Genomic DNA, 13,512 nt, shown 5'->3' on the forward strand with positions numbered 1-13,512 from the left:
ACAGCCATGGCGGACCCGCCTCCGGGCCCGGACCCGGTCGGCCCCGCCCCCGCCGTACGGCCGTTCCTGGTCACCGCCGGCCGGGTCGCGGACAGCGCCTCCGGACCGGCGATGCCCGTCGAGACCCAGGTGGTGGCCACCGCCGCCGGACTCACCGTGCTCGACCGGCTCTCCTTCGAGCAGCACGACATCGTCGCGGCCTGCCGGATTCCGCAGTCGCTCGCGGAACTGGCGGCCCGGCTGCGGCTGCACCTGAACGTGGTCCGGGTGCTGGCCGAGGACCTGCGCGAGGCCGGGCAGCTGACGGTCCACGTGCCCGACTTCGAGGCCACCCACGACTCGTCCGTCCTGCGCAGGGTTATCGATGGCCTGCGGGCCATCCCCGACTCCCGAGGGGTACTCCGTGACACCGACTGACTCGCTGACCCGGGGCACCGGGCGTACGGCCGTACGGCCGCCGCTGCCGGTGAAGATGGTCATCGCGGGCGGTTTCGGCGTGGGCAAGACCACCGCCGTCGGCTCGATCTCGGAGATCGAGCCACTGACCACCGAGGCGTCGATCACCGAGGTCGCGGCGGGTGTGGACGACCTCTCGCTCACCCCGCGCAAGACGACCACGACCGTGGCGATGGACTTCGGCTGCATCACCATCGACCCGACGCTGAAGCTGTACCTTTTCGGCACGCCGGGGCAGGAACGGTTCGGTTTCATGTGGGACGACATCGTGGAAGGCGCGCTCGGCGGGCTCGTCATCGTTGACACGCGTCGCCTCGACGACTGCTATGCGGCGGTCGACTACTTCGAGCACAAGGGGATTCCGTTCGCCGTCGCGATCAACGCGTTCGACGGCCGCGTCGAGCACACGCTGGACGAGGTGCGGTGGGCGCTGGACGTCGCCGAGGGGACGCCGCTGGTCGTCTTCGACGCACGGGAACGCGGTTCGGTGCGGGATGCGCTGCTCGTCGTGCTGGAACTGGCGCTGGCGCGCAGTGGGGGGTAGTGCGGTGGGTGGGGAACTGCGGGCCGGATGTGGCTGGTCGCGCAGTTCCCCGCGCCCCTGAGCTAGCTGCTCCGCCGCACGCCGGGAGAGACCGTCAGTCTCTGTACCGCCCAGAAGATGCCAAGGGTCGCCAGGGCCATCGCCGCCACCAGCGTGGCGCCGCCCACGACCTTCTCGTAGTTCTTCTGGTAGAGGCCGTCGATGATGTAGCGGCCCAGGCCGCCCAGACTGACGTAGGCCGCGATCGTCGCCGTCGAGACGATCTGGATGGCCGCCGAGCGCAGGCCGCTGAGGATCAGCGGGAGGGCGACCGGGAGTTCCACCTGGAAGAGGACGCGTGCCTCCGGCATGCCCATGCCCCGTGCCGCGTCCACCGGGGACGGGTCGACCGAGCGCATCGCCTCGTACGTCGTGACCAGGATCGGCGGCACCGCGAGGATCACCAGCGGGATCATCACCGGCAGCATGCCGAAGCCGAGCCAGATGAACATCAGCACCAGCAGGCCGAAGCTGGGCAGTGCCCGGCCGGCCGTGGCGATCAGGGCGAGGGTGTTGCCGCCGCGCCCGTAGTGGCCGGTGACCAGGCCGATCGGCAGGCCGATGACGGCCGCGTAGGCCAGCGCCTCCAGGGAGTACTGGATGTGTTCCCAGAGGCGGGTGGGGATGCCGTCGTAGCCGTGCCAGTGCGAGCCGTCGCTGAAGAAGGCGTGGACGAAGTTGAGGACGTTCACCGGGTGCTCTCCTTCGGCATCCAGGGCGTCAGCACACGCCGTACGAGGACGAGAAGGGCGTCGGCCAGGATGGCCAGCACGGCGGTGGTCACGACCGAGTTCACCGCCAGTTCGGGGCGGTGGTAGATGTTCGCGTCGTTGAGCAGGTTGCCGAGCGCGCCCTGGTTGCCGATCAGCATGCCGACGCTGACCAGGGAGATGCTGGAGACGGTGGCCACCCTGAGGCCCGCGATGATGGCGGGGACGGCGATCGGCAGCTGCACCTGGAAGTAGCGGCGTACCGGGCCGAGGCCCATCGCGGTCGCGGCGGCGAGGGTCTCGGCCGGGACCGAGCGGACGCCGTCGACGATGGCCGGGACCAGGACCACCAGGCTGTACACGGCGAGCGGGATCATCACCGTCGTCTCGGTCTGGCCCGTGTAGTCGATCAGGACCACGAAGAAGGCCAGCGAGGGGATGGCGTACAGGATCGTGGTCACGCCCAGCACCGGCGGGTACAGCCAGCGGAAGCGCACGCAGAGCTGGGCGACGGGGAGCGAGACCAGGAGGCCGGCGAGGACCGGGATCAGGGCCTCGCGCAGATGCAGGCCGATCAGTCCGAAGTAGGTGTTCTGGAGGTCGCTCGGGATGTCGAAGAAGCCGTTCATCCCCCGGCCTTCGCGTCGTCGCGGCCCTCGGCGTGGGCGGTGCGGATCGCGGCGCCGATGACCTGCTGGGAGACGACGCCGACCGCGCGCCCCTCGCCGTCCACTGCCACGGCCCAGCCGGTCGGCGAGAGGACGGAACCGTCGAGGGCGGCCCGCAGCGAGTCCCGGCCGGGCATGAAGGGGCGCCCGTGCGAGACCAGTTGCTCCGGGCGGATCGAGCCGGCGGTGAGGGTCCGCGGCTCGCCCCAGCCGAGCGGCCTGCCGTCCAGGTCCGTCACGAGGAGATAGGGGGCGTCGGCAGTGGCGCGGGCGCCGAGCCGGGCGGCGTCGGCGTCGATCGCGACGATCGGCGCGGTCAGCAGGTCGAGATCCGCGGACGGGAAGAAGGAGAGCCGCCGGATGCCCCGGTCGGCACCGAGGAAGTCCTCGACGAAGGCGTCCGCGGGGTCGGTGAGCAGTTCGGCGGGCGGGGCGTACTGGGCGAGGTGGCCGCCGGTGCGCATCACGGCGACCATCGTGCCGAGCTTGATCGCCTCGTCGATGTCATGGGTGACGAAGACGATGGTCTTGCCCAACTCGTCCTGGATCCGCAGGAGTTCGTCCTGGAGTCCCTTGCGTACCACGGGGTCGACGGCGGAGAACGGCTCGTCCATCAGGAGCACCGGCGGGTCGGCGGCGAGCGCCCTGGCCACGCCGACGCGCTGCTGCTGGCCGCCGGAGAGCTGGTACGGGTAGCGCTTGGCGAGCGCCGAGTCCAGGCCCACCCGCTCCATCAGCTCGGCCGCGCGGGCCCGCGCCTTCTGCTTGGTCCAGCCGAGCAGCCTGGGCACGGTGGCGATGTTGTCGATGATGGTGCGGTGCTGGAAGAGGCCGGCGTTCTGGATGACGTAACCCATCGACCGGCGCAGGGTGTTGACCGGCTGCGCGTGGATGTCGGCGCCGTCCAGGAGGATGCGGCCCTCGGTGGGCTCCACCATCCGGTTGATCATCCGCAGGGTCGTCGTCTTGCCGCAGCCCGAGGGGCCGACGAAGACGGTGATCGAGCGGTCCGGTATCTCCAGGGAGAGCCGGTCGACGGCGACCGTACCGTCCGGGTACCGCTTGGTGACTGAATCTATCCGTATCAAAACGCCGAATACCCTTCGGGTTTGCCAGAATGTGCCCAGTTATCGACCACGGTCGCCGTGGCGCAGGCAGTTGCGGACCGAGTTTAAACCGGAAGTGTTTCAGCACTTTGGCGACTGACTGATCCTCTTCAGTTTGTGACCTACCGGCCGGACACTGTGCGGCACCTGTGAGTTCCCTGATTCTCATTCCCCGCTCAGTGAAGCCTCAGGACCGCCCCAGACAGCGCCCCGATCGTCATGGTCATGAACGAAACGAACGCGGGAGGCGTCCGCCGCCGGTCGGTCGAGATCGTGGTGCCGGTCTACAACGAGGCGCACGTCCTCGCCGGCAGCATCGGCCGTCTCCACGCATACCTCGAAGACTCCTTCCCGTTCCCGTTCCGCATCACGATCGCGGACAACGCGAGCACGGACGCCACTTGGACGGTGGCGACCGACCTGACCCTGCGCCTGCCGCACGTCCACGCACGGCGGCTGGAGGAGAAGGGCCGGGGCCGCGCCCTGAACCACGTGTGGAGCCGGTCCACGGCCGACGTCGTCGCCTACATGGACGTCGACCTCTCCACCGGACTCGACGGCTTCCTGCCCCTGGTCGCACCCCTTCTCTCCGGCCACAGCGACCTCGCCATCGGCAGCCGGCTGCACCGGCAGTCGGCGGTGGTCCGCGGCCCGAAGCGGGAGTTCGTCTCACGCTCCTACAACCTGCTCCTCAAGGCAGGCCTCGGCGCCCGCTTCTCGGACGCGCAGTGCGGTTTCAAGGCCGTCCGCACCGACGTCTTCCGCGCCCTCGCCCCGCACATCGAGGACACCGCCTGGTTCTTCGACACCGAACTCCTCGTGCTCGCCCAGCGCAACGGGCTGCGTGTGCACGAGGTCCCGGTCGACTGGGTCGACGACCCCGACAGCCGGGTCGACATCGTCCGCACCGCCCTCGACGACCTCAAGGGCATGGCCCGCATGCTCCGGGCCACCGTCACCGGCCGCACCCGCGTCCCCGCCGTACCCCGCCGCACCACCGTCCCCCAGAACGTCACGGCCCTGCCCGCCGGGGCAGCCACCGCCGTCGAGCCCATGGAGTACGCGTCATGACGACCCTCGCCCCGCCTCCCGCCCCGGTCCAGGACGGCCGGCACCGGGCCGCCGCCCCGCCGGTCTCCCGTGCCCGAAGGCTCTTCCTGGGCGCCCCGGAGGACCCGCGCTGGGCCCGCCCGGCCCTGTGGGCGATCCTGCTCCTGGCCACCGCCCTGTACGCCTGGAACCTCTCGTCCATCACCGGCAACACCTTCTACGACGCGGCGGTCTACTCCGGCACCAAGAGCTGGAAGGCGTTCTTCTTCGGCGCCCTGGACTCCGGCAGCTTCATCACCGTCGACAAACCCCCCTTCGCCCTCTGGGTGATGGGCCTGTCCGCCCGCGCCTTCGGGTACGGCACCTGGCAGTTGATGCTGCCGATGGTGGCCGTGGGGGTCGGCTCGGTCGGCCTGCTGTACCGCCTGGTCAAGCGGGACTTCGGCGTCGTGGCCGGCACGATCGCCGCGCTGGTGCTGACGCTCACGCCCACCACCGTCGCCATCAACCGCGACACCAACCCCGACCCGGTCCTGGTCCTCCTGATGCTGCTCGGTGCGGCCGCCCTGCTGAAGGCCGTGCGCACGGGCAGGCTGATGCCGCTGGTCTGGTCCGCCGTCGCCATCGGCTTCGCGTTCAACACCAAGATGATGCAGGCGTACGTCGTGCTGCCCGCGTTCTTCCTGGTCTACCTGTGGGCCGCGAACGCGTCGTTGGGCAGGCGCGTCCGCAACCTCGCCGTCGCCACGGTCGCGTTGGTCGTGAGCAGTGCCTGGTGGATGGTGATCGTCGACCTGATCCCGGCCTCCTCGCGGCCCTACATCGGCGGCTCCACCGACAACACGGTGTGGGACCTGGTCATCGGCTACAACGGCTTCGGCCGGATCTTCGGGGCGAGTTCCTCGGTGGGCTCGCAGGGCAACGGCGCGAGCTTCGGCGGCAGTTCGGGTCTGTACCGGATGTTCAACGACATCATGGGCGGCCAGATCTCCTGGCTGATCCCGTTCGCCGCGATCGCCCTCGTCGGCGGCCTGGTGCTGCGCGGCCGGGCGCCGCGCACCGACGCCAGGCGCGCGGCCCTCATGCTGTGGGGCGGCTGGTTCGTCCTGCACTTCCTGACCTTCTCCCTCGCCGAGGGCACCTTCCACCCGTACTACGTCACCGCCATGGCGCCGGGGATCGCCGCCCTGGCCGGCGCCGGCGGGGTCCTGCTCCACCAGGCCTTCCGGGAAGGCTCGGCCGCGAAGTGGGGCTGGGTGCTCCCGGTGGCCGTCGGCGCCGGCGCGGTCTGGGCGGTCGTCCTGCTCCAGCGGGTCTCCGGGTCCGGCACCGTGTACACGGTCGCCGAGGCGGTGGTCGCGCTGGGCGGCGCGGTCGCGGTGGCCGGGCTGCTGGCCGGGCGGTTCATGAAGCGGCAGCGGCTGCTGGGCCTCGCGACGGTGGCGGCGGTCGTCGCCCTGCTGGCCGGTCCCGCCGCCTACTCCGTCTCCGCGGCCACCAGCGCGAGCACCAACGGCACCAACCCGACGGCCGGGCCCAGCACCGGTGGCGGCATGGGCGGCGGAGGCGGCCAGCGCCCGAGCGGGAGCGCGCCGAGCGGGACCAGGAGCGGCACCGCCCCGAGCGGCACCGCAAGCTCCGGAAGCTCCGGCAGCCAGTCCATGGGGCAGCCGCCGACCGCCACGGGAAGCACCGGCTCCGGCTCCGGCACCGACTCCGCCGGCCAGTCGCAGTCCGGCCGGACCTCCGGAGGCATGGGCGGCGGCAGCCAGGTCAGCTCCGCGATGATCACGTACCTGAAGAAGCACCAGGACGGCGCCACCTGGCTGGTCGCGGTCGCCACCGACCAGACCGCGTCCTCGATCATCCTGGAGTCCGGACAGCCCGTCATCTCGATGGGCGGCTGGTCCGGAAGCGACAACGCGATGACCCTCGCCAAGCTCAAGAGCCTGGTGAAGGCCGGCAAGCTGCACTACGTCGTCGTGAGCAGCGACGGCGGCCAGGGCACCGACTCGCAGATCGCGACCTGGGTGAAGAAGCACGGCACGGCCGTGAGCGCCTACAGCGGCCTGTACCGCCTGGACGCCTCCGACGTGGGCTGACCCCCCGTCCCCCGGTGCGGGTGGGCCGCCGGTGTTCCCCACCGGCGGCCCACCCGCTCGCCGTTCGCATCCAGGTCCTCGGCCCGGTGGTGACCCACGCCCCGGCCCGCACGACCGCCCGGGAGCGGCGCCGGGGCGCGTCAGGCGGCCGTCGGCCGCTGGTCCGCGGCCGGGAAACCCGCCGTCCGCAGCACCTGCCGCCCGGCGTCCACGGCGAACACCTCGCAGCCGGGGCGCGCGGCCGCCCACGCCACGCCCTCGGCGCCCATCGCGAAACCGGCCGTGGCCACGGAGTCCGCCTCGGTCAGCGAGGGGGCGACGACCGTCAGGCTGAGCAGGCCGGTCGCCGGACGCCCGGTACGGCCGTCGACGATGTGGTCGCCGCGCTCGTAGCGGGCGGAGGTGGCGACCGCCCCGTCGGTGAGTTCGAGGACCGTGCACAGCCGGTCGGCGTGCTCGGGGTGCCGTACCCCCACCCGCCAGGGTCCGTCGGCGGCGACCACGTCACCGCCGGCGTTCAGCACGAACCGGCGTGCCCCGGCCGCCGACAGCAGGTCCGCCGCCCGCTGCACCGACCAGCCCTTGACCACGGCGCACGGGTCGAGGCCCCGCCCCGGCAGCCGTACGTCGAACGCGCCCCCGGTCGCCAGCCGGTACTCCTCGCACAGCGCGAGCACCTCGGCGAGGCCGGGACTCACCTCGGCCCCGGCGATCTCGCCCCGGTCGAGGCGGCAGACCTCACTGTCCGGCCGGAACGGGCTGAACCGCTCGTCGACCTCGCGCAGCCAGGCGAACACGGCGTCCGCGGCTTCCTCGTGGTCCCCCTCGTCGTCGATCCGCAGGGACACGGGGAAGCCCATGACGTGTTCGACCCGCCGCATGCGCTCAGCCCTTCGCGTCGATCGCGGCCTGGAGGGACTCCTTGTAGGCGTCGCTGGTGATCGTCGCCCCGGACACGGTGTCCACGTCCGCGCTCTGTGCCTTCAGTGTCTCCGATATCAGTACCGGCACCGCGGCCGCCGTCTGTGGGTGGTTCGGCTGCTGGAGCATCGCGACCGCGGAGATCCTGTCTCCGGAGAAGGTCACCTGGACCTGCACCGGACCCTTGTCCGTGTTCACGGTGGTGCCCTTGACGACCGAACCGGCCGACCCGGCAGCGCCCGAGGCGGTGGTCGAGGTCGCCGACGGGGTGGTGACGGGCTCGGCGGCGGAGGACGCGGAGGACGTCGTACCGCCGATCGACGGCTCGTAGCGCCAGACGGGGACCAGGCCCGCGATGCTCAGGGCGACGACTGGTATGGCTCGCTTCACGGTGTCTCTCTCATCCCGCCAGGCTGAAACGCTCGAAGTGGATCTGCGGCTTGGGCACGCCCAGGTCGCCCAGGCTGCGCAGCACCGCGTTCATCATCGGGGGCGGCCCGCACAGGAAGACGTCCCGGTCGGCGATGTCCGGCACGAGCTGCGCCAGTTCGCGCGCCGCCAGCTTGTCCGGCACCGGCGGCCCGGTGACCAGGTGGAGTTCGGCACCCTTGGCGACGGCGAGATCGCGGAGTTCGTCGTAGAGGACGGCGTCCCGGTCGGCGGAGACGCGGTAGATGACGACCGCGTGGCCTTCGAGGTCCTCCAGGAGCGCGCGGATCGGGGTGACACCGACGCCGCCCGCGATGAGCAGGGACTCGGTCTTCTGCCGGTGCAGGGCGGTGAAGGCGCCGTAGGGGCCCTCGGCGAAGACGCGGGTGCCGACCTTGAGGTGGCGCAGGCCCGCGCTGCCGTCGCCCGCGGCCTTGGCGGTCAGACGCAGGGTGCGCCCGTCGGGGGCGGCGGAGAGGGAGAAGGGGTTCGCCTGCCACCAGCGGTCCTTGGTGAGGAACCGCCACAGGAAGAACTGTCCGGCCTTGGCGCCCAGCCGGTCGAGGTCGCGGCCGGTGACGTGGACCGAGACGACGTTGTCCGACTCGGAGACGACGGCGGAGACCCGGAACTGGTGCCGGTAATTGCGCCACAGAGGAAGGACCAGGCGGCCCAGGGCCACCGCGCCGAGCGCCACGCCCCACACCGCGTACCAGTACGTCTTCGCGACCGGCGACGACGTGAAGGTCGTGCCGACCGCGACCTGGTGGCTGAAGGCGAGCACCACGGCCACGTAGGTGTAGAGGTGGATGAAGTGCCAGGTCTCGTAGGCGAGCCGGCGGCGGGCGTAGCGGGCCGAGACGGCGCCGACCACCAGGATGATGCCCAGCGCGACCACGGCCCGGAGCACGCCCTCCGTGGTCTCCGCGAGGTCGACCAGCTCGCTCACCGGGCCGACGCCCGCGCCGTCGGCGTAGCCGAAGCTGATGAAGACGGCGTGCGCGAGCAGCGTCCACAGCAGGGCGAAGCCGGTCCAGCGGTGCCAGGAGGTCAGCCGGTCCATGCCGATCCGGCGGTCCAGCCAGGGCAGCCGGGCCACCAGCACCAGCTGGAAGGCCATGACGAGGGCGCCGTAGAGGCCGAAGAAGCGGCCGATGACGATCAGGGCGTTGGAGGCGAAGCCCGCCTGGGCGAAGAAGTAGGCGACCACGGCCGCGTTCGCGGCGAGCACGGCGTACAGGCTCGTGCGGGCCACCACCCTGGGGCGTATCGCCGTGGGGGGCGCAGGGGGTGATTGGACGGTCGTCACGGGTGGGCAGCTCCTTGATCGGGTCCTGGGAGTCGAGCTTCACCCGTGACTGCTGTCGTTTTCCTGTCGGACGACTTTCAACTGGTTATCGATGTGTCCTCGGTGTGAGCACGGGTCTGGCGTCCACGGCCGCGTGCCGCAGTATGAGCGGGTGGAAAAAGTACGACTCCTCGTCGTGGACGACGACCCGCCGATCGCCGACCTGGTCGCGACGGTCGCGCGGTACGAGGGCTGGGACGCGGTCACCGCGTATTCCGGTGAGGACGCGCTGGTGCGGGCCGCCGAGTTCCGGCCGGACATCGTCGTGCTCGACCTGATGCTGCCCGACCTCGACGGCTTCGGTGTCCTCGACCGGCTGCGGCACTCCGGGACGATGGTGCCGGTGGTGTTCCTCACGGCCCGCGACGGCGTCGCCGACCGGGTCGCAGGGCTGACCCGGGGCGGGGACGACTACCTGGTCAAGCCGTTCGCGGTGGAGGAGCTGATGGCCCGGCTGCGGACGGTCCTGCGGCGCAGCGCGGGTCCCGGCTTCCAGCGCTCGGTGCTGCGGGTCGCCGACCTGACGATGGACGAGGACACCCGCGAGGTGCGCCGCGGCGACCGGCTGCTCTCCCTGACCCCGACCGAGTTCGAGGTACTGCGCTACCTGATGCGCAAGTCGCCGACCGTGCTCACCAAGGCGCAGATCCTCGACCACGTGTGGGAGTACGGCTTCGGCGGCCGGTCGAACGTGGTGGAGCTGGTGGTGAGCCGGCTGCGCCGCAAGATGGACGAGGACGGCGGGGAGTCGCTGATCCACACGGTGCGCGGCTTCGGGTACGTCATACGGCAGCAGGCGGCGGAGTGATCGCCCGGCTGCGGCGCTCGTACCGGGCGATGCGGCTCGGCACCCGGCTGGCGCTGGGGCTCGGCGCGCTGGCACTGGTGGTGTTCGCGGTCGTCGGCACGTCGCTGACGATGTACATGCGGGACTACCTGTCGGCCCAGCTGGACGACCAGCTGGGGCTGGCCCAGGTCGCCCAGTCCAAGAGCATCGCGCAGAACGGCACGCTCCAGGGCAAGAAGTACTACCACTGGTACTACGCCGTGTACGACGTCTCGGGCGGCGCGCCGGTGCTGCGCAAGCCCGAGGAGAGCAGCGACCTGCCCGCGGACATCGCCCCGCTCACCTCGGTGGCGAAGGCGCAGATCGCCGCGGGCACCGAGGTGCTGCGCACCCGGGACCTGACCGGCGAGGGCGAGTACCGGCTGCGCGGCTGCGAGGTGGAGCCGGGGGTGGTGCTGGTCAGCGGGGCGCCGACGAACAGCATCGACGCCACGGTGAGGCAGCTGGTGACGGTCCAGGTGGTCGCGTTCGGGCTGGCGCTGCTGGCGCTGGTGGTGTTCGGCCGCCGGCTGCTGCGGCACGGTCTCGAACCGCTGAGCGACATGGCGCACACCGCGCACGGCATCGCCTCGCACAACCTGACGGAGTCGGCGGCCCGGCTGCCGCTGCGCGCGGCGAAGCGGGGCGGCGGCCCCGAGGTCGAGGAGCTGCGCACCGCGTTCAACACGATGCTGGAGCACATCGACGACTCGCTGGCCGTGCGCGCCGAGGCCGAGCAGCGACTGCGCCGGTTCGTCGCGGACGCCTCGCACGAGCTGCGTACCCCGCTGATGTCGGTACGCGGGTACGCCGACCTCTTCCAGTACGCCGCCGCCAACGAGCCCGAGGAGCGCGAGCGGCACCTGGCGCGGCTGCGCGCGGAGGCGGCCCGGATGGGCGTGCTCCTCGACGACCTGCTGCTCCTCGCCCGGCTCGACGCGGCCGAGGTGGAGACCCCGCTGCGGCTGGAGCAGGCCGACCTGACGGAACTGGTCCGGGAGGCCGCCGACGCCTTCCGCGCCGCCCACGCCGACCACCCGCTGGCGGTGCGCGCCGGCCCGGACCCGGTGCCGGTCCGCCTCGATCCGGTCCGGATCCGCCAGGTGCTGGACAACCTCCTCACCAACGCGGCCGTCCACACGCCCAGCGGCACCCCGGTCTCCGTCGCGGTCACGGTCACCGCGGAGTCGGCGTCGGTGAGCGTCACCGACCACGGCCCCGGCATCCCGGCCGGCGACCGCGCCCGGGTCTTCGACCGCTTCTACCGCGTCGACAAGGCCCGCAGCCGGGACCGCGGCGGCAGCGGGCTCGGCCTGTCGGTGGCCCGGGCGCTGGTGGAGGCGCACGGCGGGACCATCGGGCTGGGCGACGGATCGGAGGGGACCACGGTGTTCACCCTGACGCTGCCCAGGAAACCGGCGACGCCCGGCACCGGCGGCTGAGCTTCGGCAGCGCCGGCGGGGCGCTCAGTCCCCCGCCTCCTCCACGGAGCTGAACCCGCCCTGCCGGGGATGCGGACGCGCCGCCAGCACCGCGACGTCGTCCTCGGCGTGCCGCGCGTCGAGACGGGTGAGGATGGACTCCAGCAGGCCGTCGACGTCGACGGCGGGGGTGAAGTGCAGTTCGGCGAGGCGGTGCAGGGAGCGGTCGATGTCCTCGCCGCGGTGTTCCACCAGGCCGTCCGTGAAGAGCACCAGCGCCTCGTCGGGTTCGATCCGGTGGGTGGCCGACTCGTAGCCGCCGAAGCCGGTGCCCAGCGGCGGGCCGACGGGGACCTGCAGGAGCGCGGTACTGCCGCGCGCGGTGATCAGCGCGGGCGGCAGGTGGCCGGCGCTGGCCAGGGTGACCTGCCCGCGGCCGGGGTCGACGCGCACCAGCAGGCAGGTGGCCGGTCTGCGGTCCGCCTCGTTGGCGGCGATGTCGTCCAGTTGGCGCAGCACCCGGTGCGGCGGCAGCTCGGAGGAGGCGATGTACCGCAGTGAGGAGCGGTACGCGTTCATGTCGACGGCGGCCTCAAGCCCGTGGCCCATCACGTCGCCGACGACGAGCAGCGTGCGCCCGAAGTGCAGCCGTACGGTCTCGCACCAGTCGCCGCCGACCAGTACCCGCCCGCCGGCCGGGAGGTAGCGGATCGACACGTCCAGGTTCGGGTGCGGCCGGCCCGGCTCGGAGAGCAGGGCGCGTTGCAGGTCGGCGGCGGTGCGGTTGACCAGGTCGTACTCGCGGGCGTGCCGGATGTGGGAGGCGGCGCGTTCGGCGAGGAGCGCGAGCAGTTCGGCCTCCGCGCGGGCGAACGCCGCCCCCTCGCGGGCGCAGACCAGGACGCCGTACTGGTCGGAGCCGCTGGTCAGGGGGACGCACAGGGCCGGGCGGAGGTGGCTGCCGAGCGGGCGGGCCAGCCACGGGTCCGTCCAGTTGTCGGCCGCCGGGGTGCCCGCGTCCCGGGCGACCGCGGTGGCCCAGCGGGCGTCGGGCAGCAGATCGGCGTCGCCGGCGATCGACTCGTAGCCGGAGACGGTGTCGCCGACCCGCCGCATCACGGCCGCGCAGCCGCCGGCCAGCCGTACCGCCGCCCGGGTCAGTTCCGTACAGGTGGTGGACTCGTCCAGGCTGGTGCCGATGCCGGCCGCGGCCGCGCGCAGCGCCCTGAACGGCGCGGCGGGGTCGGCGTCCGCGGCGAGCCCGTCCGGGCCGTCGGCGGACGCGGGTCCCCTACGGCCCTGGAACCATCGCGCGACACCCGACACCCTCACAGAGTCTCAAACTGCGCCGGTCCGGGCACCAGCCGCCTGCGAACACACGGTGCCGGACCCCGTCCGGCGTCCGTCGCGGGCGGCGTGGTGGCACTCGCCACCCGCCGCCGGGCCCACGGGCCCGTCCGGTGACGGGCCCGGCCCGACTCAGCTCTCGTCGGCGGTCAGCCGCAGCGAGATCGAGTTGATGCAGTACCGCTGGTCGGTCGGGGTGGCATACCCCTCGCCCTCGAACACGTGCCCGAGATGCGAGCCGCAGCGCGCGCAGCGCACCTCGGTGCGCACCATCCCGTGCGTGCGGTCCTCGATCAGCTCGACCGCGTCGGTGTCCTTGGGGTCGTAGAAGCTCGGCCACCCGCAGTGGGACTCGAACTTCGTGCCGGAGGTGAACAGTTCGGCACCACAGGCGCGACAGGAGTACACGCCCTTGGTCTTGGTGTCGGTGTACTCACCCCTGAAGGCCGGCTCGGTCGCCGCCTGACGCAGCACGGCGTACTCGGCCGGCGACAGCTCCGCCCGCCACTGCTCGTCCGGCTTCTCGACGTCGTACGACATGACTC

14 protein-coding genes are annotated in these 13,512 nt (G+C 72.1%); 6 read left to right on the forward strand and 8 right to left on the reverse strand.

Features of this window, described 5'->3' with window-relative positions; genetic code table 11:
* Nucleotides 1-6 precede the first annotated feature (6 nt).
* Both ACIQVL_RS11220 and ACIQVL_RS11225 read left to right on the forward strand, forming a co-directional pair.
* Nucleotides 7-417, forward strand: a complete 411-nt coding sequence (locus ACIQVL_RS11220) for a DUF742 domain-containing protein (RefSeq protein WP_403430334.1) — start codon at nucleotides 7-9, stop codon at nucleotides 415-417.
* The gene (locus ACIQVL_RS11225; RefSeq protein WP_217547088.1) at nucleotides 404-1,000 is read left to right on the forward strand and encodes an ATP/GTP-binding protein; all 597 of its coding nucleotides are present in this window, start codon (nucleotides 404-406) and stop codon (nucleotides 998-1,000) included. The genes ACIQVL_RS11220 and ACIQVL_RS11225 overlap by 14 nt, the downstream gene beginning before the upstream one ends.
* Nucleotides 1,001-1,062: 62 nt before the next feature.
* On the opposite strand, the gene ACIQVL_RS11230 is transcribed toward ACIQVL_RS11225, so the two are convergent.
* The 3 genes from ACIQVL_RS11230 to ACIQVL_RS11240 are packed head-to-tail and all read right to left on the reverse strand — an operon-like array spanning nucleotide 1,063 to nucleotide 3,505.
* A complete protein-coding gene (locus ACIQVL_RS11230; protein ID WP_403475134.1) occupies nucleotides 1,063-1,731 on the reverse strand; it encodes an ABC transporter permease in 669 nt (222 codons plus the stop codon).
* A complete protein-coding gene (locus ACIQVL_RS11235; protein ID WP_403430338.1) occupies nucleotides 1,728-2,378 on the reverse strand; it encodes an ABC transporter permease in 651 nt (216 codons plus the stop codon). Before ACIQVL_RS11235 ends, ACIQVL_RS11230 begins: the two co-directional genes overlap by 4 nt.
* Nucleotides 2,375-3,505: an ABC transporter ATP-binding protein gene (locus ACIQVL_RS11240; protein ID WP_403430340.1), complete on the reverse strand. Its 1,131-nt coding sequence runs from the start codon at nucleotides 3,503-3,505 to the stop codon at nucleotides 2,375-2,377. Before ACIQVL_RS11240 ends, ACIQVL_RS11235 begins: the two co-directional genes overlap by 4 nt.
* 243 nt (nucleotides 3,506-3,748) lie before the next feature.
* Between ACIQVL_RS11240 and ACIQVL_RS11245 the strand changes: the two genes are divergently transcribed.
* Together ACIQVL_RS11245 and ACIQVL_RS11250 are read left to right on the forward strand one after the other, a co-directional pair.
* Nucleotides 3,749-4,594 carry a dolichyl-phosphate beta-glucosyltransferase gene (locus tag ACIQVL_RS11245; RefSeq protein WP_403430342.1) on the forward strand — a complete coding sequence of 282 codons (846 nt, stop codon included), beginning with the start codon at nucleotides 3,749-3,751 and terminating at the stop codon, nucleotides 4,592-4,594.
* Nucleotides 4,591-6,675, forward strand: coding sequence for an ArnT family glycosyltransferase (locus tag ACIQVL_RS11250; RefSeq protein ID WP_403475135.1), 2,085 nt, complete (start codon nucleotides 4,591-4,593; stop codon nucleotides 6,673-6,675). Before ACIQVL_RS11245 ends, ACIQVL_RS11250 begins: the two co-directional genes overlap by 4 nt.
* A 140-nt stretch (nucleotides 6,676-6,815) precedes the next feature.
* On the opposite strand, the gene ACIQVL_RS11255 is transcribed toward ACIQVL_RS11250, so the two are convergent.
* Genes ACIQVL_RS11255 through ACIQVL_RS11265 form a run of 3 tightly spaced genes read right to left on the reverse strand, consistent with a single transcriptional unit; the run spans nucleotide 6,816 to nucleotide 9,334 of the window.
* Entirely contained in the window at nucleotides 6,816-7,556 is a 741-nt protein-coding gene (locus tag ACIQVL_RS11255) for an FAD:protein FMN transferase (RefSeq protein WP_403475136.1), read from the reverse strand.
* Nucleotides 7,557-7,560: 4 nt separating this feature from the next.
* The gene (locus tag ACIQVL_RS11260) at nucleotides 7,561-7,986 is read right to left on the reverse strand and encodes an FMN-binding protein (protein ID WP_403430348.1); all 426 of its coding nucleotides are present in this window, start codon (nucleotides 7,984-7,986) and stop codon (nucleotides 7,561-7,563) included.
* Between the two features lie 10 nt (nucleotides 7,987-7,996).
* Nucleotides 7,997-9,334, reverse strand: a complete 1,338-nt coding sequence (locus tag ACIQVL_RS11265; RefSeq protein ID WP_403475137.1) for a ferric reductase-like transmembrane domain-containing protein — start codon at nucleotides 9,332-9,334, stop codon at nucleotides 7,997-7,999.
* Between the two features lie 151 nt (nucleotides 9,335-9,485).
* On the opposite strand from ACIQVL_RS11265, the gene ACIQVL_RS11270 reads away from it, so the two are divergent.
* Complete coding sequence (locus ACIQVL_RS11270) at nucleotides 9,486-10,181, forward strand: response regulator transcription factor (RefSeq protein ID WP_403430352.1); 696 nt, start codon at nucleotides 9,486-9,488, stop codon at nucleotides 10,179-10,181.
* Entirely contained in the window at nucleotides 10,178-11,641 is a 1,464-nt protein-coding gene (locus ACIQVL_RS11275; protein ID WP_403475138.1) for an ATP-binding protein, read from the forward strand. Before ACIQVL_RS11270 ends, ACIQVL_RS11275 begins: the two co-directional genes overlap by 4 nt.
* Nucleotides 11,642-11,665: 24 nt before the next feature.
* Here ACIQVL_RS11275 and ACIQVL_RS11280 read toward each other — a convergent pair whose 3' ends face one another.
* Together ACIQVL_RS11280 and msrB are read right to left on the reverse strand one after the other, a co-directional pair.
* Complete coding sequence (locus tag ACIQVL_RS11280) at nucleotides 11,666-12,946, reverse strand: PP2C family protein-serine/threonine phosphatase (protein ID WP_403430356.1); 1,281 nt, start codon at nucleotides 12,944-12,946, stop codon at nucleotides 11,666-11,668.
* Nucleotides 12,947-13,099: 153 nt separating this feature from the next.
* Nucleotides 13,100-13,507, reverse strand: a complete 408-nt coding sequence (gene msrB / locus ACIQVL_RS11285; RefSeq protein ID WP_089104691.1) for a peptide-methionine (R)-S-oxide reductase MsrB — start codon at nucleotides 13,505-13,507, stop codon at nucleotides 13,100-13,102.
* Between the last annotated feature and the right edge of the window lie 5 nt (nucleotides 13,508-13,512).

This window comes from Streptomyces sp. NPDC090499, from assembly GCF_044769305.1.
Lineage (GTDB): Bacteria > Actinomycetota > Actinomycetes > Streptomycetales > Streptomycetaceae > Streptomyces.